Consider the following 20,519-nt stretch of genomic DNA (forward strand, 5'->3'; position numbering starts at 1 on the left):
CCTGGGGCCTCCCGGAAAGCTGTGTGTGGCTCGGGCGTGGGATCCGTTGGGGCGGAACCCGCGTCGCTTGAAGCTGCTTGAGCGGTGCTTTCGAGCTTCCGGCCGATTGGGGGACCAGCCGAAATGCCCTGTTATGCGAGTGGTCAGGCCTCGCTGCGCTGCTGCGGAATACCCGCGAGCAGTGCGCGGACCTCAGCCTCGCGGTAACGGCGGTGTCCGCCGAGCGTACGGATGGACGTGAGCTTGCCGGCCTTCGCCCACCGCGTGACCGTCTTGGGGTCGACGCGGAACATGGTGGCGACCTCAGCCGGGGTCAGCAGCGGCTCGGCATCAGGGGTGCGAGCGGTCATGAGCGGCCTCCTCGGGAGAACCGAACCTTCTCGGTTCTTTCCTCTAAATTCTGCACCTTGACCCGCGTTGCCCGAAATGGCGGACGCGAGTCGAGTCGGTTATAGGACGAACGGCTTGTCCTCGGCACTACAACTACACCATCCGTCCAGCCGCGTCGGCCAAACCGATGGAATTGCCCTCCCAGGTGTTCATCAGCGACGGATGCCGATGGACCATGCCATAGCGGACAGTCACGCCACTGTGACGATCAGTCACAGTGGCGCGCAGGAGTCACGAGACCCCCCAATAGCGTGCAATGCTGAGATTCCACCCATACGTGGGCAGAAGGAGCCTCCCCCGGGCTCCTTGTCCTATTTTGACACGAGGAGGTGCGTAAGAGGCAAGGCCCGCGTAAGTGCAATCCGTCACGCTTGGCGCCTGCTTGACACAAAAGCCCGGATCGGCGGCCTACGTCCCGTGATGACGTCCCTGTGGAACTTCGGTGCGTCAGGCCTGGGCCAAGAGTGGACAGTTCACCATGCTTCAGCTTGCGTGGAAAGCCTTTTCTCGCTGGCCCCACAAGTCACAAGTACGGCTGCGAGGTTGAGATGGTTCAACCGGTTCGGACCGTTTCTGCTCGCGAAGGACCGGTTCAGTTCGCCGAGCGCCGGTCCCGTACCGCCCGCCAGCGCTCGACCAGCCGCCCGTACGCCTCTCCGGCCGTGAGGCCGTCGCCACCGCGAAGGGCCTCGATGCCCTCGGCGACGTCGGCGGCGGAGTGGTCGCCGTCCAGCTCGGCGGCGGGCAGGACGTGCACGAGGCCGCCGTAGTCCAGCTCGACGAGCGAGCGCGGGTGGAACTCCTCCAGCCAGCGGCCCACGTCGACCAGACCGTCGATGAGCGGTCCCTCGTCGAGGGTGTCCCGCAGGGTCCGCAGCCCGCGCGCCACGCGCCGCCGGGCCTCCACCATCGGAGTGCGATAGCGAAGCACGGGCGAGGTCTCGCCCGCACCCTTCTCGTAGGTCCGCTCCTCGTCCGAGACGAGGACGAACCAGTTCAGCGGCACGTGCCAGGTCGCGGTGCGGATCCACGGCCGGGCGTCCGGGTTGCCGGCCATCCAGCGCTCGTAGTCCTGGCTCGCCTGGTGGCGCACCAGTGGCGGCAGCACCGCGTCCAGGACGGGGGTGGGCAGCTCCTCGGCCAGGTCGCCGAGCGCCTGCCAGCCACGCAGCCGGGTCCGCCAGGGGCAGACGCAGACCACCCCGTCGACGTCCAGCACGAAGGCGTCGCCGCTCTCGTGCACCGGCACCGGGACGGGCGGGGTGGGCAGCAGGTCGGCCAGCGAGCGGCGCAGCTCGTCCTGGTACGAGGGCCGGTCGGTGCGCCGGGCGTAGCGGGCCCAGTGGCCGCGCTCGGGCTCGGGGAAGGCCGCCAGCGGCTCGTACACGCGGAGGTAGGACGCGTACGGGACGATCACCGAGGACACCTTGGGCACGCCTGCTCCCTCCCCCGGCTGCCACCGGGGAAACCTGCCGAACCCGCACACCGGCGGGCCGGAAAACTGTGCGGATCCCACCACGGCCGTACTCCGGAAGTGGGGTGATCCTGAGGCTGCGCCGCTGTACGGCGGACGCAGGCTCTAATCTCATCCCCACAGGCCCCGCCACCCGTACGGGAGCCTGTCACCCCCCGCCGCTTCTTACCCAGGAGTCACCACAGTGACCGACGTATCTGACGGCGTCCTGCACACCCTGTTCCACTCGGACCAGGGCGGCCACGAGCAAGTCGTGCTCTGCCAGGACCGGGCCAGCGGCCTCAAGGCCGTCATCGCCATCCACTCCACCGCGCTGGGCCCCGCTCTCGGCGGCACGCGCTTCTACCCGTACGCGACCGAGGCGGAGGCCGTCGCCGACGCGCTGAACCTCGCGCGCGGGATGTCGTACAAGAACGCCATGGCCGGGCTCGACCACGGCGGCGGCAAGGCCGTGATCATCGGCGATCCCGACCGGATCAAGAGCGAGGAGCTGCTGCTCGCCTACGGACGGTTCGTGGCCTCGCTGGGCGGCCGGTACGTCACCGCGTGCGACGTCGGCACGTACGTCGCCGACATGGACGTCGTGGCCCGCGAGTGCCGCTGGACGACGGGCCGGTCGCCCGAGAACGGCGGCGCCGGCGACTCGTCCGTCCTGACCGCCTTCGGCGTCTACCAGGGCATGCGGGCCTCCGCCCAGCACCTGTGGGGCGATCCGACGCTGCGCGGCCGCAGGGTCGGGATCGCGGGCGTCGGCAAGGTCGGCCACCACCTCGTGACGCATCTGCGGGCCGAGGGCGCCGAGATCGTGATCACGGACGTGCGTGAGGAGGCCGTACGGCGGATTCTCGACCGGCATCCGGAAGGGGTCACCGCCGTCGCCCACACCGACGCGCTCATCCGGACCGAGGGGCTCGACATCTACGCCCCCTGCGCGCTCGGCGGGGCCCTCAACGACGACTCCGTGCCCGTCCTGACCGCCGAGGTGGTGTGCGGCGCGGCCAACAACCAGCTCGCGCACCCCGGTGTCGAGAAGGACCTCGCCGACCGCGGGATCCTCTACGCGCCGGACTACGTGGTGAACGCCGGAGGGGTCGTCCAGGTCGCCGACGAGCTCCACGGATTCGACTTCGAGCGGTGCAAGGCGAAGGCCGCGCAGATCTACGACACCACCCTGGCGATCTTCGCACGTGCGAAGACGGATGGTATTCCGCCGGCCGCCGCGGCCGACCGGATCGCCGAGCAGCGGATGCACGAGGCGGCCGCGGCGCGCGGCCGCTGAGCCCGAGCGGCCGGGTCGCGCCGCCTTCGCGCGGCGGCGGCCGGTACCCGTCGGCGGCTTTAGAGAGAACTCTCACTTCCGTCGGCGGGTCGCTCGCCGAGAAAGGGTTAAAATCGCGGTTGACCAGCGAGGAAAGGGCTCCTCGCAGGTTCTGGGCTCGGGCACGTCCTGCGGGCGACGTACCGTATGGGCGTGGGCTCAGGTACCGTGGAAGCCCTACGGACCGGTCTCTCCACGGAGAGCCCGTTCCAGATCATGAACGCGTGTCAAGACTCTGGGGCCACCGAGCCCCGTATCCGAGGGGGTCGAGCCATGGGGCGCGGCCGGGCAAAGGCCAAGCAGACGAAGGTCGCCCGCCAGCTGAAGTACAGCAGCGGCGGGACTGATCTGTCGCGTCTGGCCAATGAGCTGGGCGCTTCGACTTCGAGCCAGCCGCCGAATGGCGAGCCGTTCGAGGATGACGAAGACGACGACGACCCGTACTCCCAGTACGCGGATCTCTACAACGACGACGACGAGGACGAGGACGACCAGTCCGGTCCGGCGTCACATCGTCGCGGAGCTTGACGCCGTTTCGCTGCGCTTGCCCGGTCCGAGGGGGTTTCCACCACCGGACCGGGTTTTGCGCGGTTGCGCTCCGCTTGGGGCAGGGGCGCCTCGTGGGTTAGGTGCCCCTGTGGTTTGGGCGGCCGCGGATTCGTCGTGGTCGCTCGCGCAGTTCCTCGCGCCCCTTTTGGGCCTTCGGCCCATCAGGGGCGCGTTGCTGTTCAGCTTCGCGCGTAGTCGCCCACCAGTTCCGCGCCTGTCGTGTGGTCGCCGCGGTCGGTGATCTCGCCTGCCACCCAGGCGTCCACCCCGCGGTCCGCCAGGGCCGTGAGGGCCACGTCCGCCGACTCCTGGGGGACGATGGCGATCATGCCCACGCCCATGTTCAGGGTCTTCTCCAGCTCCAGGCGTTCCACCTGGCCCGTCCTGCCGACGAGGTCGAAGATCGGGGCCGGGGTCCAGGTGGAGCGGTCGACCGTGGCGTGGAGGGTGTCGGGGATGACACGGGCCAGGTTGGCGGCGAGGCCGCCGCCGGTGACGTGGCTGAAGGCGTGGACCTCGGTGGTGCGGGTGAGGGCCAGGCAGTCCAGCGAGTAGATCTTGGTGGGTTCCAGGAGTTCCGCGCCGAGGGGGCGGCCGAGTTCGGCGATCTCGGCGTCCAGGGAGAGGCCCGCCTGGTTGAGGAGGACGTGGCGGACGAGCGAGTACCCGTTCGAGTGAAGGCCGGAGGCCGCCATGGCGATCACCGCGTCACCCGTACGGATACGGTCCGGGCCGAGCAGCCGCTCCGCCTCGACCACGCCCGTGCCGGCGCCGGCGACGTCGAAGTCGTCCGGGCCGAGGAGGCCGGGGTGCTCGGCGGTCTCACCGCCGACGAGGGCGCAGCCGGCGAGGACACAGCCCTCGGCGATGCCCTTGACGATGGCCGCCACCCGCTCGGGGTGGACCTTGCCGACGCAGATGTAGTCGGTCATGAACAGCGGTTCGGCGCCGCAGACCACGATGTCGTCCATCACCATCGCGACCAGGTCGTGGCCGATGGTGTCGTACACGCCGAGCTGCCGGGCGATGTCGACCTTCGTACCGACGCCGTCCGTGGCGGAGGCGAGCAGCGGGCGCTCGTAGCCCTTGAGGGCGGAGGCGTCGAAGAGGCCGGCGAAACCGCCGAGGCCGCCGAGGACCTCGGGGCGCTGCGTCTTCTTCACCCACTCCTTCATGAGCTCTACGGCGCGGTCGCCCGCCTCGATGTCGACGCCCGCGGCTGCGTAGCTGGCACCAGTTGTCTCAGACATGGCTAGTGAGAACCTTCGTGTCGTACGGCAGGTGTTACGGACCGTCTACGGACGACGGATCGCGTCGGCCGCGGCCGTGGCGGCGGGACCGGCCGCCAGCTCGGTCTCCAGCAGCTGCTTGCCGAGCAGTTCGGGGTCCGGCAGTTCCATCGGGTACTCGCCGTCGAAGCAGGCACGGCAGAGGTTCGGCTTGGCGATGGTGGTCGCCGCGATCATGCCGTCGAGGGAGATGTACGCCAGGGAGTCGGCGCCCAGGGAGGTGCCGATCTCGTCGATCGTCATGCCGTTGGCGATGAGCTCGGCGCGGGTGGCGAAGTCGATGCCGAAGAAGCAGGGCCACTTCACCGGAGGTGAGGAGATCCGGATGTGGACTTCCGCCGCGCCGGCCTCGCGGAGCATCCGGACCAGCGCGCGCTGGGTGTTGCCGCGGACGATCGAGTCGTCGACGACCACCAGGCGCTTGCCCTTGATGACTTCCTTCAGCGGGTTCAGCTTCAGCCGGATGCCGAGCTGCCGGATCGTCTGGGAGGGCTGGATGAACGTACGTCCGACGTACGCGTTCTTCACCAGACCCGCACCGAACGGGATGCCCGAGGCCTCCGCGTAGCCGATGGCGGCCGGGGTGCCGGACTCCGGGGTCGCTATGACCAGGTCGGCGTCGACGGGGGCTTCCTTGGCGAGCTTGCGGCCCATCTCCACACGGGAGAGGTACACGTTCCGGCCGGCGATGTCGGTGTCCGGGCGGGCCAGGTACACGTACTCGAAGACACAGCCCTTGGGCTTCGCGTCCGCGAATCGGGAGCTGCGCAGACCGTTCTCGTCGATGGCGATGAACTCGCCCGGCTCGATCTCCCGGACGTAGGCGGCGCCACAGATGTCGAGGGCGGCGGACTCGGAGGCGACGACCCAGCCGCGCTCCAGGCGGCCGAGGACCAGCGGGCGGATGCCCTGCGGGTCACGGGCCGCGTAGAGGGTGTGCTCGTCCATGAAGACGAGGGAGAAGGCACCGCGCACCTTCGGGAGGACCGTGTGGGCGGCCTCCTCGATGGTCAGCGGCTTGCCCTCGGGGTCGACCTGGGCCGCGAGGAGCGCGGTGAGCAGGTCGGTGTCGTTGGTGGCCGCGACGCGGGGCGTACGGCCCTCCTGCTTGGGCAGGTCGGCGACCATCTCGGCGAGCTGGGCCGTGTTGACCAGGTTGCCGTTGTGGCCGAGTGCGATGGAGCCGTGCGCGGTGGCACGGAAGGTCGGCTGGGCGTTCTCCCACACGGAGGCGCCGGTGGTCGAGTAGCGGGCGTGACCGACCGCGATGTGACCTTGGAGGGAACCGAGCGAGGTCTCGTCGAAGACCTGGGAAACGAGGCCCATGTCCTTGAAGACGAGGATCTGGGAGCCGTTGCTGACCGCGATACCCGCGGATTCCTGGCCCCGATGCTGGAGGGCGTAGAGCCCGAAGTAAGTGAGCTTCGCGACCTCTTCGCCCGGCGCCCAGACACCGAAGACGCCGCAAGCGTCCTGGGGGCCTTTCTCGCCGGGGAGAAGGTCGTGGTTGAGTCGTCCGTCACCACGTGGCACGCCACCGAGTGTAGGCGAGATCGTGCACCGGTCCGAATCCGGTGATCTCGCCCGCCCCGGTACCCGACTGCGGGCCGTCTCCGGTCACTTGTCGGCGACGGCACCGATGCCCGCGTTGTTTTCGCTGGTCAGCGTGATGCTGCGGTGATCGATTCGATACTCCACCGTGCCCTTGAAGAGCTCCAGAAGGCTGCGCTCGGCGGCCATGAGTGAGTCGGAGCACATCTTGCGGGTGGTCCGCGGGTTGCCGAGGGTGATTCGGTCCTCGCTCACCGTGGCCTTCGCCGACACCTCGTTGCAGCCGAGGCTTCCGTTCAGGGTTCCGGCCTTCTTGTCGAGGGTGAACCAGGCCTTGCCCTGGGCGGCCTCGGGGAGCGAGGTGGCGACGTCGTGGTCCATGAGGGAGTCGATCCGCCACTTCGTGCCGTAGAGCTCCGCGGGCTTCTCCTCGCTCATCTTGACGGTGTCGCCGTCGCCCGTGGTGAGGGTGAGCCCGCCGTCGGTGGTCTCGGCCGTGAACTTCTCCGCGTCGAGCGTGCGGGCGAAGGCCTCCTCGAACTTCATCGGGACGTCGCCGCAGGCCATCTCCGTGGACCGGGCGGTCTCGAAGTCGATGCCGTCGTCCTTGAAGGCGGCGGTCGAGCCGAAGGTGTTGCAGCCGTAGTTGCCGTCGACCTCGCCGTTGTCGGCGATCTTCAGATAGGCGCCGTCGGGGGCCTGCTCGGTCTTCCCGCCGACGGTGAGGCTGTCGACCTTCCAGCGGACGCCGGTGACCGAGGCCTTCGTGGCGGTCGAGCCGACGTTGCCGCTGCCGGAGTCGCCGGCCGACTCGGTTCCGCAGGCCGCGAGCAGCGGGAGCGGGAGCAGGGCCAGGGCGGTGAGGGTCAGTCGCTTGTCCATGGCGGTGGGACGGGTGGGGTGGGTGGGTGGTTCCACCGGGATGACTACACCGGGATGGTGCGGCCCGGATCAGCTCATGAGGGGCAGCAGCCTGCTCAGATCGGCGCGCTCGCCGCTCGCGCTGACCTTCGCCCCGTCCAGGGCGGCGGCCCACTCCAGGCGGCCGGTGGCGAGACGGATCCAGGTCAGCGGGTCCGTCTCGACGACGTTCGGCGGGGTACCCCGGGTGTGCCTCGGCCCCTCCACGCACTGCACGACGGCGTACGGCGGGATCCGCACCTCCGTCGAGCCGCCGGGCGCCCGCGCGGCGAGGGTGTCGGCGAGCAGCCGGACACAGGTGGCGAGGGCGTGCCGGTCGTACGGGATGTCGAGGCCGGGGACGGCGGCGTTCAGGTCGTCGGTGTGGACGACGAGTTCGATGGTGCGCGTGAGCAGGTAGTCGTCGAGCATCATGCCGCCGGCGCGGGTGTCGATGACCCGGTCCTGCGGGGCGGCCGCGAGCCCCTCGGTGATCCGCTGCTCCACCCCCGCGTAGAGGGCGACGAGGTCGAGGTCGGCCTCGGCCAGGCCGCGGCTGCCCTCGGCGATGGCGCCGGCGTACGTGGCGGTCGCGGAGGCGTGGTCGAGCGGGTTCAGCCCGGCCTTCGGGGGCTCGGGCCGTTCCAGGGCACGGCTGACGCTCTCCACGGCCATGGTGAGGTGCGCGGCCAGGTCCCGCGCGGTCCACGCCCCGAGCCGCGTCGGCAGCGCGAGCTGCTCGGCGGTGAGGGTGCCCACGGCCTCCCGTACGTTCCCGAACTGGGCCAGCACGGCCTTGCGGGTCTTGGCGGGGTCGTAGGTGCGGGGGCGTTTCCTGGCCGGGGGCATGGTGGGAAGCGTAATTGGAGCCGCGCCCGACGGAGGGCACGTCGCTGCGGCCCGCTGTCCGAGACGGCGGGCCGCAGCGACGTGCCGGTGTGGCGTCAGGGGGTCTGGCCGCCCGAGGTGGGCTTGAGCTGGACCCAGCCCGCGTTGCTCGGGGCGCCCTCCTCGTTCAGCAGGAAGATCATGTAGTAGCCGGGTGGGGCGGCGGCGGCCGAGGGCGGTGCCTGGAGCTCGACGAAGTTGCCGGAGCGGCTCTTGATCCGCAGGTCCAGGTGGCGCTGGCTGGTGTTGACCGAGTGGGTCGCGGTGGTCGGGGCGAGCAGCACTGCCCGGGTCACGTCGGCGGCGGTGGTGCTGCTGACGGTGATCCGCTCGTTGTAGCCGACCGAGGGGTTGAAGACCATGCCGAGGTTGGGGCGGCCGCCCTGGTGCAGGTAGGGCGGCTCGTAGATCTCGATGCTGCCGTTCATGTCGTCGTCGATGTTCGGGTCGTTGGCGAGCTGCTGCAGTTCGTCACCGGTCACCATCACCCGGCCGTCGGGGAGGACCACCGCGTTGGAGTGGTAGCCGCGCGGCAGCCGCTGGGCCGGGCCGAGCTTCCAGTTGCCGTTCGCGTCCCGGAGTTCGGTCTGGCGGTACTTCAGGTCGGCGTTCGGGTTGTACGGCCCGTTGCCGTAGTCGCGGATGTCGAAGGCGCCGTTCACGGTGAGCAGGTTGGCGTCCGGGAGCAGCAGGGTGTTGTCCTGGGTGCGGCCGAAGGCGCGCGGCTTCTCCTTGCTCCACTGGCCGCCGACCAGCTGGTAGGTGTTCGGGTCGTCACGGTCGCCGCCGAGGACCAGCACCGAGTCCGGGCCGCGGAAGCCGGCCGGGAGCGGGACGGCCGAACCGTAGTTACGGCCGATGCCTTGCGGGGGGACCATGGCACCCGGCGGGTGCGGGATGTCCGGGCGGGCCGGAAGGTCGCTTCTGGTCTCGGTGTTGATGTCGAACGTCCACTGCTGGTCGGGGTTGCGGCCGAGCCCGTAGATCTTGCCGTCGCGCAACGAGAACAGGTGCGGGTAGTCGCGCTTGAACGGCGCGTCCGCCCGGAACCCGCCGACGGACCAGCCTTCCGGCTTGTCGGTCCTGGCCACCGGCACCGGCCTGTCGAGCGCGGGGAAGCGCTCGACGATCGAGGTCGGCGTGCCCCAGCCCAGCTCGGACTGGCCGGACATGATGAGCTGTCGGCCGTCCATCCCGGTCACCACGCTCGGGTACCAACGGCCGACCGCCATGTCCTTGTTCTGGTACCAGACCTCCTGCCAGGGGTCGAAGACCAGCGAGAGCTTGGCCCCGGTGCCGCCGTTGCCGCCCAGGTTGCCGCCGAAGACACCGAGCATGCCGTTCGGCAGGAAGGAGTGCCCGGCGCAGAAGAACGGCGCGGGACGCGGCTGGTTGAGCCCGTCCGGCACGTTGACCGTCGGCGGGGTGACCTTGGTGAAGGCGTCCGATCCGGTGCCCTTGGCCGGGTCCCAGAGGTAGGCCCGCCCCGCGTTCTCCTTGCCGATGGTGTCGGTCGGCGCGGGTTCCTTCTGCGGGTTCTTCTCGACCCGCTCGAACGAGAACAGCAGCACCTTGCCGGTGGGCAGCTGGGCGACGTGCGCGGCGAAGTCGGGGGACGGGAAGTACTCCCGGAACCGCCCGGACTCACTCGGGTCGAAGCCCGTGTTGGCGGCGGCCTGGGACTCACCCAGCGCCTTGAGGCGCGCGGTGCGGGTGGTCTGCGGGTAGTCGCCGAGCGCCGCCAGCGCCCTCCTGGTGTGGGCGTGCTCCTCGGCGTGCTCCTCGCCGAGGGCCGCGGCCTCGTCCGGATCGGCCTTCACCGGCGCCCTGGCGGAGGTGCCGGCGGTCCGGTCGTGGTCGTGGTCGGTGCCATGGGCAATGGCCGGTCCGGTCACTCCGACGGTCAGTGCGGAGGTGGTGCAGACCGCCAGTGCGGCCGCGAGCAGCCACCGGGGGACGGTCGAGGGATTACCGCGGGACATGGAACTCCTAGCGAAGCTGGGATCGATGGCATGGGCCGGCCGATGGGCCGACGCACCGTCACCCAGTGTTGGTTCACCGCGACTGGCTGTCGTTTCCGAGCGGGCAGCCGGGTGAGCCGGTCCGGCTGGTTCGCCCGGTCGGGTCAGCCCGGAGCACAGCCCGTCGACTTATGAACACATGACGTAGTTGTATGGCTACTTAAAGTAACGCTTCGTCATCGGGAGACGAGATGCCGACTGAACTGAAACTGCGGGAGAGCGAGGACATCCAGGGCGATGTCCTCGCGGGTTTCAAGAAGGACCAGATGACCCTGCTCTTCCTCAAGTTCGAGGACGCGGCCAGGGCGAGGACGTGGGTGCGGCAGCTCGAACCGCAGATCTCCACCACCAAACAGGTCGCCACCTTCAACGCGGCGTTCCGCAAGGCCAGGCAGGCCTCGGGCGGCGACGATCCGCAGAAGCTGAAAGCGACCTGGATGAACGTCAGCTTCACCCACGAGGGCATCTGGCAACTGATCGGCAAGGACCCGCTGCCCAGCACGCGGCCGGGCGGCACACTGGAGGCGTTCAAGGACGGCTCGAACAAACGTGCGCTTGGCGACGTCGGCGACAGCTCGCCGGAGAACTGGCTGTTCGGCAACGGCAAGGGCCAGACCGTGCACGCGGTACTGACCATCGCCTCGGACACCGTCCAGGACCTGCAGGCCGCCGTCACCGCGCAGCGCGAGGCAACCGCCCAGGCCAAGATCGTGATCGTCTTCCAGCAGAACGGCGCGACCCTGACCGGCTCCCGCCGCGGCAAGGAGCACTTCGGCTTCAAGGACGGCGTGAGCGAGCCGGCCGTGATCGGCTTCGACGAGCCGGACCCGGAGCGGCCCGAGTACGAGAAGGGCAAGCCCGGCACCCGGCTGATCCCGGCGGGCGAGTTCGTGATCGGACATCCGAGGATCGGCGGTATCACCTACGACGAGATGCCGGACTGGGCGGTGAACGGCAGCTTCCACGTGGTGCGCCGGCTGGCCCAGGACGTACCCGGCTGGTGGGCCCAGATCTCCGCGCAGCTCAAGGTCCTGAAGAAGGCCAAGGTGGTGCCGCCGGAGGCCACCCCCGAGTGGCTGGCCGCCCGGGTGGTCGGCCGCTGGCGCTCGGGCACCCCCGTGGCCAAGTGCCCGCACGCGGACCGGCCGGGCAACGCGGAGGCCGGTGCGGACAACGACTTCGGTTTCAAGAACGATCCGGAGGGCTTCGTCACCCCGCTCTTCTCCCACCTGCGCAAGACCAACCCCCGCGACGGCCTGCAGGAGAAACCCGGCGCCGAACCGTTCCCGGAGAACCCGGTGATGGACCGCCGGCGGATCATGCGCCGGGGCTCCCCGTACGGCGCGCCCTTCGACCCTGCCTCGGAGGGGCCCGGCGGGCCCGACGACCCACGCGGGCTGCTCTTCGTGAGCTACCAGTCCGACCTCGTCGAGCAGTTCGAGTTCATCCAGAAGGCCTGGATCAACGACCCGAACTTCCCCCCGGGCCGGACGAACAAGCCCGGCCCCGACCCGGACGTCGGCCCGACCGGCACCGTGACGTACGAATCGCCCGGCGCCTCCACCCAGCTGACGTTCAACCAGTTCGTGACCACCGAGGGCTCGGTGTACGGCTTCGCGCCCTCGCTGACCACGCTCCGGCTGCTCGGCGAGGGACGGCTGACCGACAAGCTGCCCAGCACCGTCCGGCCCACCGACGCCTTCCTGGCCGTCCCGGACCTCTACCGCCAGGGCGGCAAGAGCTGGTACTGGGCGTACGGAACGGGCGGTTCGGGCCCGGTCGCCCGCACCGTCTCGATCGCCGAGGGCGACGAACACAGCGACAGGCTGGAGCGGCCCGACCGGCCGCTCTCCACCTGGCCGCAGCTCTACAGCGGGGTCGGCCGTGTGGACGCGGTGCTCCCGGTGCCGGACGAGCAGCGGATCGACGGGCGCAGCCGGTTCTGGCTGTTCCACACCACCGAGGGCCGCCAGGTCTACCGGCTGATCTCGATCAACGACCGGGCCGAGTCGGGCCTGCCGCCGGATCAGGCGGGCACCGTCGACCGGGGGGACCGGGCGATCACGGCCTGGACCTCGTTCAACGGCATCGAGCAGGTGGACGCCTTCCTGCCCGTGCCGGACTGGAGCGGCGAGTTCCGGAACAACGGCAGGAGCTGGTACTGGGTCTTCCACACCCTCATGGGCCAGCAGGTCTACCGACTGATCTCGATCGCCGACGGCAAGGCGCACACCGACGTGATCGAGCGCGGCGACCGTTCACTGTCGCTCTGGCAGTCGCTGGCCGGGATCGACAAGGTCGACGAGTTCCTGGCCGTGCCGGACATGCAGATGATCAACGGCTTCAGCCTGTTCTGGGTCTTCCACCAGGACAGGTACCGGATCATCTCGATCAAGAGCGGTGCCGGACACCCGGACCAGGAGTCGGTCGGCGACCGGCCACTGACGCTCTGGACGTCACTGACGAACTGACCCGGCCGCCTGGCCGAGCGGCCCGGTCACGCCCAGCTGACCAAACGGCTTGGCTGACGCTCACCCGCCCGTACGGACCGCCGGGTCCGTACGGGCGGTTTTGACATGGCCGACGAAGGCGGTGAAGGCCTGGGGTGCGAGGGCGAGGGCGGGGATCGGGTCCGGCTACGACAAGGTCGATGCCGGGCGGGCGTACCTCTGGACGCGGCTGGCCGACCACACCGAGCGGCAGTCGCTCGTCGAGGAGACGGAACTCGTGGCCCGGGAGGGGCGGGCGTGAGGGCGTTGCTGCGTCGGCTCGGCCGGCGGATCGGCAGGGGACACCGGGCGGCGGCCTCGCCGCCGGCGCCACTACGGGGCTGGGGCGTCTCCGGACCCCACGTGCCCACGAACGGCGGGAAGGACCGCGACCATGCCTGCCGCTGCTGAGGACCCGCGCCCCGAACTCCCGTGCACGGTCTGCGGCACCGGCCGCGCGCCCTTCCTGCGCTACGGGACCGTGGACCGTATGGGGCGGATGTGCTCGGAGTGCCTGCGCCGGACCCGGATCTGCGTACGGTGCCAGTGCCCCGCCGAGAAGCCGGTCCCCGTGGCCGTCGTGCACGGCGCCACGGGTCCGGGCCGTACGGAGTACGCGTGCCGGGACTGCGCGGACCCGGGAGAGAGGTCACCCGAAAGTGTGATCGACGGCGAAGTACGCCTCGCTCCGACGCCCACTGGCGACACTGGCCTTCGCCTGGAAAGGGGGGCAACATGACGGTTATGGCCGAGCGCACGTCTCAGATGTCGGTGGAGGAGTTCGAAACGATCGCCTCCGCCGCTCCCGAGACCGTCACGTTGGAGTTCATCAACGGACGGATCGGAGTCAAGCAAGTGACGGACGGGGACCACAGCACCATCGTGTCCTGGTTGACCCGGCGCTGTATGCAGTCAAGGCCCGACCTGGACCTGTATCAGGGCCAGGGGCTCAGGGTGGAGACGTACCGTGAGGGCAGGGCGAAGCCGGACGCGGTGATCGCACCCGAAGCCCACTTCGCGGGACACGGCGAGTGGGCCGACCCCGACGGGGCGCTCATGGTCGTCGAGGTCACGTCCTACGGCTCCGACACCGACCGGCGGGACCGGCACGAGAAGCCGGCCGCGTACGGGCAGTCCGGGATCCCTCTGTACCTTCTGATCGACCGGGGCTCGTGCACCGTCACCGTGCACAGCGGCCCGGACCGGCTGGTCGGCGGTTACCGCGACGTGCACACCGCGAAGTTCGGCGAGAAGGTGTCCCTTCCCGATCCGGTCGGGATCGAACTCGACACGGAGATCCTCAAGAACTACGTCCGCTGATCCCAGGACGCGGCGAAGGCCCCGCCGGATGCTTCCCCATCCGGCGGGGCCTTCGCCGTCGTACGCGGGACTACGCCAGCAGCGCCGGGATCGTGCCCTCGTGGGCCGTGCGCAGCTCTTCCAGGGGGAGGGTGAACTCGCCCTGGATCTCCACGGAGTCGCCGTCGACGACACCGATACGGGTCACGGGCAGGCCCCGCGCGCCGCACATGTCGTTGAAGCGGACCTCCTCGGAGCGGGGGACGGCCACGACGGCGCGGCCGGCCGACTCCGAGAGGAGGAAGGTGAAGGCGTCCAGGCCGTCCGGGACGATCAGGCGCGCGCCCTTGCCGCCGAGCAGGGCCGACTCCACGACCGCCTGGACCAGGCCGCCGTCGGAGAGGTCGTGCGCGGAGTCGATCATGCCGTCGCGGGAGGCGGAGATCAGGATCTCGGCCAGCAGGCGCTCACGCTCCAGGTCGACCTGCGGGGGCAGACCGCCGAGGTGGTCGTGGACGACCTGGGACCAGGCCGAGCCGCCGAACTCCTCACGGGTGTCACCGAGGAGGTAGAGGAGCTGGCCCTCTTCCTGGAAGGCGACGGGTGTGCGGCGGGCGACGTCGTCGATGACGCCCAGGACCGCGACGACCGGGGTGGGGTGGATGGCCACCTCGCCCGTCTGGTTGTAGAGGGAGACGTTGCCGCCGGTCACCGGGGTGCCCAACTGCAGGCAGGCGTCCGCGAGACCGCGTACGGCCTCCGCGAACTGCCACATGACCGCCGGGTCCTCCGGCGAGCCGAAGTTCAGGCAGTCGGAGACGGCGAGGGGCTTGGCACCGGTGGTGGCGACGTTGCGGTACGCCTCCGCCAGGGCCAGCTGGGCGCCGTGGTACGGGTCCAGCTTGGCGTACCGGCCGTTGCCGTCCGTCGCGATGGCGACGCCGAGGCCGCTCTCCTCGTCGACGCGGATCATGCCGGAGTCCTCGGGCTGGGCGAGCACCGTGTTGCCCTGCACGAAGTGGTCGTACTGGCTGGTGATCCAGGACTTGGAGGCCTGGTTCGGGGAGGCCACCAGCTTCAGAACCTGCTCACGCAGTTCCTCGCTGGTCGCCGGGCGCGGCAGCTTGTTCGCGTCGTCCGCCTGGAGCGCGTCCTGCCACTCGGGGCGGGCGTACGGGCGCTCGTAGACCGGGCCGTCGTGCGCGACCGTGCGCGGGTCGACGTCGACGATCTTGCCGCCGTGCCAGAAGATTTCGAGACGGTCGCCGTCCGTGACCTCACCGATCACCGTGGCGATGACATCCCACTTGTCGCAGATCTCCAGGAACCGGTCGACCTTCTCCGGCTCCACGACCGCGCACATGCGTTCCTGCGACTCGCTCATGAGGATTTCCTCGGGCGAGAGGGTCGAGTCGCGCAGCGGTACGTCGTCCAGCGTCACGCGCATGCCGCCGGAGCCGTTGGAGGCCAGCTCGGACGTGGCGCAGGAGAGACCGGCCGCGCCGAGGTCCTGGATGCCGACGACCAGCTTCTCCTTGAACGCCTCCAGGGTGCACTCGATGAGGAGCTTCTCCTGGAAGGGGTCGCCGACCTGGACGGCGGGGCGCTTCGACGGCTTGGCGTCGTCGAAGGTCTCGCTCGCCAGGATCGAGGCGCCGCCGATGCCGTCGCCGCCCGTGCGGGCCCCGTAGAGGATGACCTTGTTGCCGGCGCCGGAGGCCTTGGCGAGGTGGATGTCCTCGTGCCGCATGACACCGATGGCACCGGCGTTGACCAGCGGGTTGCCCTGGTAGCAGGCGTCGAAGACGACCTCGCCGCCGATGTTCGGCAGGCCCAGGCAGTTGCCGTAGCCGCCGATGCCGGCGACGACGCCCGGCAGGACGCGCTTGGTGTCGGGGTGGTCGGCCGCGCCGAACCGCAGGGGGTCCACGACCGCGACCGGGCGGGCGCCCATCGCGATGATGTCGCGGACGATGCCGCCGACACCCGTGGCCGCGCCCTGGTAGGGCTCGACGTAGGAGGGGTGGTTGTGCGACTCGACCTTGAAGGTGACCGCGTAGCCCTGGCCGACGTCGACCACGCCCGCGTTCTCACCGATGCCGACGAGCAGGGCGTCCGACTGGGGCGCCTTCTCGCCGAACTGGCGGAGGTGGACCTTCGAGGACTTGTACGAGCAGTGCTCGGACCACATGACGGAGTACATGGCGAGCTCGGCACCGGTGGGCCGGCGGCCGAGGATCTCGACGACCCGCTCGTACTCGTCCTTCTTCAGGCCCAGTTCGGCCCAGGGCAGCTCGACGTCGGGGGTCGCGGCCGCGTGCTCGACCGTGTCCAGAGGCGTCCGGCTCATGCGTTGACCAGCTTCTTGAGGATCGAGGTGAAGAAGGGGAGGCCGTCGGTGCGGCCGGTGCCGATCAGCGGCTCCACGGCGTGCTCCGGGTGCGGCATGAGGCCCACGACGTTCCCGGCCTCGTTGGAGATGCCGGCGATGTCGTTGAGCGAGCCGTTGGGGTTGAAGTCCAGGTAGCGGAACGCGACCCGGCCCTCGGCCTCCAGCTTGTCCAGCGTGTACTGGTCGGCCACGTAGCGGCCGTCCATGTTCTTCAGCGGGATGTGGATCTCCTGGCCGGCCGTGTAGTCGGTCGTCCAGGCGGTCTCCGCGTTCTCCACCCGCAGCTTCTGGTCGCGGCAGATGAAGTGCAGATGGTCGTTGCCGAGCATCCCGCCCGGGAGGAGGTGGGCCTCGGTGAGGATCTGGAAGCCGTTGCAGATGCCGAGGACCGGCAGTCCGGCCTTCGCCTGCTCGATGACCGTCTCCATCACCGGCGAGAAGCGCGCGATGGCTCCCGCGCGCAGATAGTCACCGTAGGAAAAACCACCGCACAGCACCACGGCGTCGACCTGGTGGAGGTCCTTGTCCTTGTGCCAGAGAGCGACGGGTTCGGCACCGGCGAGCCTGATCGCACGCTGCGTGTCCCGGTCGTCGAGGCTGCCGGGAAAGGTGACGACGCCAATACGAGCGGTCACTTTCCCGCCTCCGCGACTTCCTCGACCTTGACGGTGAAGTCCTCGATCACGGTGTTGGCGAGGAAGGATTCCGCCAGTTCGTGGATGCGGGCGAGCGCGGCGTCGTCCACCGGTCCGTCAACTTCCAGTTCGAATCGCTTTCCCTGACGTACGTCGGAGACGCCCTCGAAACCGAGGCGCGGCAGCGCGCGCTGCACCGCCTGGCCCTGGGGGTCGAGGATCTCCGGCTTGAGCATGACGTCGACTACGACGCGTGCCACTGGCACTCCCGGTGTGTGGTGCTGAGCAGGTTCCTTCAGACTACCCGTACAAAATTTCTACGCGGGTAGATTTGTAGGAAACTACAGGGATTCCGGGTGACGGCGGTCACGATCCGGTATCGGGCGATCACCCTCACGAAAACTTCCGGGAAAGATCCCGGATCCCTATTGCGCGAGGGACACGCGGGCGGATTAAGTCTGTCTTCACATTGCAATGCCGGGCACTGTACAAATGAATTGGCAATAGCCGATACTTTGCCCAAATAACAGCCGGACAGCCGACATCCTCCTGACGTCAGGGCACGTCAACGGAGAGATGTCGCACGAAGGGACCGATATTCGTGGCGCAGCGTGTCGTGGTCACTCTCTCCGACGACATCGACGGCTCGGAAGCGGCGGAAACGATCGCCTTCGGACTCGACGGCAAGTCGTACGAGATCGACCTGAACGAAGCCAATGCCAAGAAACTGCGTAAGGCGCTCGCGCCCTACGTGGACGCCGGCCGCAAGCGGTCGAGGTCGGGCAAGGCGTACAAGCAGACCCAGGTCGCTCCGGACCCGGCGGCCGTCCGGGCCTGGGCCCAGGCCAACAAGCTGGAGGTTCCCGCGCGCGGCCGGATCCCCAAGAGGGTCTACGAGGCGTTCGCCGAGGCGCAGTAGACGCGCTCCGGTCGGCCGGTCCTCAGGGTTCGTCAGCGGGCCCCGGGGACGGCCGACTTGGACCCCGGGGACAACCGACTTGCGTTGCCCCCCGGCAGATCGGCTAGAGTCTGGAGCACGCCGAGGGGCAAGGCCGAAAGGCCCGGCTCACCGGAGTCACGCGGGTGTAGTTCAGTAGCAGAACATCCCCCTTCCAGGGGGAAGGCGCAGTGTGCAATTCCTGTCACCCGCTCTGGATCGCTTACCGACCACTGTTGTGGATCAGGTAAAGTAGTCCTCGCGCCGATCGGTGGGAGCCGGTCGGAGGCAATGCGGACGTAGCTCAGTTGGTAGAGCGCAACCTTGCCAAGGTTGAGGTCGCCAGTTCGAACCTGGTCGTCCGCTCGTGAGATAGATCGAAGAAGGCCCCGGTCCACTGGACCGGGGCCTTCTTCGTGTTCCCTGCGCGTGTTCCCTCCGACGTATCGCGCGTCTGACATTTGTCATGCCGAGTGATGACACCGCGCACTGCCTCACGGCCCGAACCGACGGGACGCTGAAGGCATGAAAACGAGCGGGCACGACGGCGTGAGCCCTCACGATCACGAGAACGTGATCGAGGTCACCGACCTGCGGCGCGTGTACGGGGGCGGTTTCGAGGCCGTGCGGGGAATCAGTTTCTCCGTCGGCCGGGGAGAACTTTTCGCGCTTCTGGGCACCAACGGAGCGGGCAAGACCTCGACGGTCGAACTGCTGGAGGGACTCGCGCCGCCGTCCGGGGGCAGGGTGCGGGTCCTCGGGCACGACCCCTACCAGGAGCGCGCGGCCGTACGCCCCCGGATCGGCGTGATGCTGCAGGAGGGCGGCTTCCCCTCCGAGCTGACCGTCGCGGAGACGGTACGGATGTGGGCCGGCTGCACCAGCGGGGCGCGGCCCGTGGCCGAGGCGTTGGAGATCGTCGGACTCGGTCGGCGGGCCGACGTACGGGTCAAGCAACTGTCCGGGGGTGAGAAGCGGCGCCTCGACCTGGCGCTCGCGCTCCTCGGGCGCCCCGAGGTCCTCTTCCTGGACGAGCCGACGACGGGCCTCGACGCGGAGGGCCGCCAGGACACGTGGGAGCTGGTACGGGAGTTGCGCGACGGGGGTACGACCGTGCTGCTCACCACGCACTACCTGGAGGAGGCGGAGGACCTGGCCGACCGGCTCGCCATCCTCCACGAGGGCGCCGTGGCCGCGACCGGCACCCCGGCCGAGGTGACCGCCTCCCAGCCGTCCCGCATCTCCTTCGAACTGCCCGCCGGGTACTTCCTCGGCGACCTGCCGCCGCTCGGCGAACTGGGCGTCACCGGGCACGAGGAGAACGACCGCGTGGTGGTGCTGCGCACGAACGAACTCCAGCGGGCGGCCACCGGGCTGCTGCTGTGGGCCGAGCGGGCGCGGGTCGAGCTGCGACGGCTGGAGGTGCGGTCCGCCTCGCTGGAGGAGGCGTTCCTGCGGATCGCCCGGGAGTCCGCGGAGGCATCGCGTGCGGCCACGGAATCCCGTACGGCCACGGAATCGCGCTCGGGCACGGGATCACGCAAGGACGGGGTGGCGGCATGAGCACGACCACGGGTACGGCGACGGGGGCGGGCGCGGCGCCCGTCGTCACGGCCGGGACGACGACCCTCAGGAGCCGGATGACCGCGCTCGCCCGCGCCGAGCTGACGCTGCTGGGGCGGAGCCGGGCCACCCTGTTCACGGCCTTGTTCGTGCCGTTGCTGCTGCCGCTCAGTGTGCGGTCGGCGACGGACCAGATGGACCTGGGGAAGGCCGGGCTGAGCGTCGGGACGGTCATGCTCCCCGCCGCCATCGGCTTCTCGCTGCTCTTCGCGGTCTACACCGCCCTCACCAACATCTATGTCGTACGCCGCGAGGAACTCGTCCTGAAGCGGCTGCGGACCGGTGAGCTGCGCGACCCGGAGATCCTGGTCGGCGCCGCGCTGCCCGCCGCGGGCATCGCGCTCGGACAGTGCGTGCTCCTCGCGATCGGCTGCACGGTCCTGCTCGACCTCGGGGCGCCGCCCGCACCCCACCTGGCCGTGCTGGGGGTGCTGCTGGGCATCGTCCTGTGCGTGGCGCTGGCGGCGGTCACCGCGAGCTTCAGCCGTACCGCCGAGAGCGCGCAGGTCACCAGCCTGCCGCTGATGTTCGTTTCGCTGCTCGGGTCGGGCATCACCGTGCCGCTCGAAGTGCTCCCCCAGCGCCTGGCGTCCGTCTGCGAACTGCTGCCGCTCAGCCCCGTCATCGCACTGGTGCGCGGCGGCTGGACCGGCGACCTGTCCGCGTACGACGCCCTGGGTGCCCTCGCCACCGCGCTGGCCTGGACCGTGCTCGCGGTGTTTGCTGTACGGCGGTGGTTCCGCTGGGAACCGCGCCGATGAGGG

The 20,519-nt window shown here is 69.6% G+C and carries 18 protein-coding genes and 2 tRNA genes; 10 read left to right on the forward strand and 10 right to left on the reverse strand.

Annotated features, from left to right (window positions below):
- Positions 1-143: 143 nt before the first annotated feature.
- Together bldC and OG202_RS23790 are read right to left on the reverse strand one after the other, a co-directional pair.
- Positions 144-350, reverse strand: a complete 207-nt coding sequence (gene bldC / locus OG202_RS23785) for a developmental transcriptional regulator BldC (RefSeq protein WP_003949541.1) — start codon at positions 348-350, stop codon at positions 144-146.
- Between the two features lie 632 nt (positions 351-982).
- Entirely contained in the window at positions 983-1,825 is an 843-nt protein-coding gene (locus tag OG202_RS23790; protein WP_326581154.1) for a hypothetical protein, read from the reverse strand.
- A gap of 223 nt (positions 1,826-2,048) precedes the next feature.
- Here OG202_RS23790 and OG202_RS23795 point away from each other — a divergent pair, with 223 nt between their 5' ends.
- Together OG202_RS23795 and OG202_RS23800 are read left to right on the forward strand one after the other, a co-directional pair.
- Positions 2,049-3,143, forward strand: a complete 1,095-nt coding sequence (locus OG202_RS23795) for a Leu/Phe/Val dehydrogenase (RefSeq protein ID WP_327728894.1) — start codon at positions 2,049-2,051, stop codon at positions 3,141-3,143.
- A 312-nt stretch (positions 3,144-3,455) separates the two neighbouring features.
- Entirely contained in the window at positions 3,456-3,710 is a 255-nt protein-coding gene (locus tag OG202_RS23800) for a DUF3073 domain-containing protein (RefSeq protein WP_326581150.1), read from the forward strand.
- Positions 3,711-3,910: 200 nt separating this feature from the next.
- On the opposite strand, the gene purM is transcribed toward OG202_RS23800, so the two are convergent.
- From purM to OG202_RS23825, 5 genes are all read right to left on the reverse strand, one after another.
- Positions 3,911-4,981: a phosphoribosylformylglycinamidine cyclo-ligase gene (gene purM, locus OG202_RS23805; protein WP_327728893.1), complete on the reverse strand. Its 1,071-nt coding sequence runs from the start codon at positions 4,979-4,981 to the stop codon at positions 3,911-3,913.
- Positions 4,982-5,026: 45 nt separating this feature from the next.
- Complete coding sequence (gene purF, locus OG202_RS23810) at positions 5,027-6,553, reverse strand: amidophosphoribosyltransferase (protein ID WP_326581146.1); 1,527 nt, start codon at positions 6,551-6,553, stop codon at positions 5,027-5,029.
- A gap of 84 nt (positions 6,554-6,637) precedes the next feature.
- Complete coding sequence (locus OG202_RS23815) at positions 6,638-7,453, reverse strand: META domain-containing protein (protein WP_327732187.1); 816 nt, start codon at positions 7,451-7,453, stop codon at positions 6,638-6,640.
- Positions 7,454-7,522: 69 nt separating this feature from the next.
- On the reverse strand, positions 7,523-8,320 hold the full coding sequence (locus OG202_RS23820; RefSeq protein ID WP_327728892.1) for a maleylpyruvate isomerase family mycothiol-dependent enzyme: 798 nt from the start codon (positions 8,318-8,320) through the stop codon (positions 7,523-7,525).
- Between the two features lie 95 nt (positions 8,321-8,415).
- Positions 8,416-10,341: a galactose oxidase-like domain-containing protein gene (locus OG202_RS23825; RefSeq protein ID WP_327728891.1), complete on the reverse strand. Its 1,926-nt coding sequence runs from the start codon at positions 10,339-10,341 to the stop codon at positions 8,416-8,418.
- Between the two features lie 230 nt (positions 10,342-10,571).
- On the opposite strand from OG202_RS23825, the gene OG202_RS23830 reads away from it, so the two are divergent.
- From OG202_RS23830 to OG202_RS23840, 3 genes are all read left to right on the forward strand, one after another.
- A complete protein-coding gene (locus OG202_RS23830; RefSeq protein WP_327728890.1) occupies positions 10,572-12,851 on the forward strand; it encodes a Dyp-type peroxidase in 2,280 nt (759 codons plus the stop codon).
- A gap of 49 nt (positions 12,852-12,900) precedes the next feature.
- Positions 12,901-13,131, forward strand: a complete 231-nt coding sequence (locus OG202_RS23835) for a hypothetical protein (protein ID WP_327728889.1) — start codon at positions 12,901-12,903, stop codon at positions 13,129-13,131.
- Between the two features lie 473 nt (positions 13,132-13,604).
- Positions 13,605-14,189: a Uma2 family endonuclease gene (locus OG202_RS23840; RefSeq protein ID WP_327728888.1), complete on the forward strand. Its 585-nt coding sequence runs from the start codon at positions 13,605-13,607 to the stop codon at positions 14,187-14,189.
- A 70-nt stretch (positions 14,190-14,259) separates the two neighbouring features.
- Here OG202_RS23840 and purL read toward each other — a convergent pair whose 3' ends face one another.
- From purL to purS, 3 genes are read right to left on the reverse strand one after another with little or no spacing between them, the layout of a single operon-like run.
- Positions 14,260-16,518, reverse strand: coding sequence for a phosphoribosylformylglycinamidine synthase subunit PurL (gene purL, locus OG202_RS23845; protein WP_327728887.1), 2,259 nt, complete (start codon positions 16,516-16,518; stop codon positions 14,260-14,262).
- Positions 16,515-17,195, reverse strand: a complete 681-nt coding sequence (gene purQ, locus OG202_RS23850; protein WP_326581132.1) for a phosphoribosylformylglycinamidine synthase subunit PurQ — start codon at positions 17,193-17,195, stop codon at positions 16,515-16,517. Before purQ ends, purL begins: the two co-directional genes overlap by 4 nt.
- Entirely contained in the window at positions 17,192-17,455 is a 264-nt protein-coding gene (purS, locus tag OG202_RS23855) for a phosphoribosylformylglycinamidine synthase subunit PurS (protein WP_005482678.1), read from the reverse strand. Before purS ends, purQ begins: the two co-directional genes overlap by 4 nt.
- A gap of 341 nt (positions 17,456-17,796) precedes the next feature.
- On the opposite strand from purS, the gene OG202_RS23860 reads away from it, so the two are divergent.
- The 5 genes from OG202_RS23860 (at position 17,797) to OG202_RS23880 (ending at position 20,516) form a co-directional block, all read left to right on the forward strand.
- Complete coding sequence (locus OG202_RS23860; protein ID WP_045562551.1) at positions 17,797-18,114, forward strand: histone-like nucleoid-structuring protein Lsr2; 318 nt, start codon at positions 17,797-17,799, stop codon at positions 18,112-18,114.
- 160 nt (positions 18,115-18,274) lie between these two features.
- Positions 18,275-18,346 (forward strand) — tRNA-Gly (locus tag OG202_RS23865).
- Positions 18,347-18,425: 79 nt separating this feature from the next.
- Positions 18,426-18,498: transfer RNA gene (locus OG202_RS23870), tRNA-Gly, on the forward strand.
- 159 nt (positions 18,499-18,657) lie between these two features.
- Complete coding sequence (locus tag OG202_RS23875) at positions 18,658-19,695, forward strand: ABC transporter ATP-binding protein (protein WP_327728886.1); 1,038 nt, start codon at positions 18,658-18,660, stop codon at positions 19,693-19,695.
- Positions 19,692-20,516, forward strand: a complete 825-nt coding sequence (locus OG202_RS23880; protein WP_327728885.1) for an ABC transporter permease — start codon at positions 19,692-19,694, stop codon at positions 20,514-20,516. Before OG202_RS23875 ends, OG202_RS23880 begins: the two co-directional genes overlap by 4 nt.
- Positions 20,517-20,519 lie beyond the last annotated feature (3 nt).

The organism is Streptomyces sp. NBC_00310, from assembly GCF_036208085.1.
Lineage (GTDB): Bacteria > Actinomycetota > Actinomycetes > Streptomycetales > Streptomycetaceae > Streptomyces.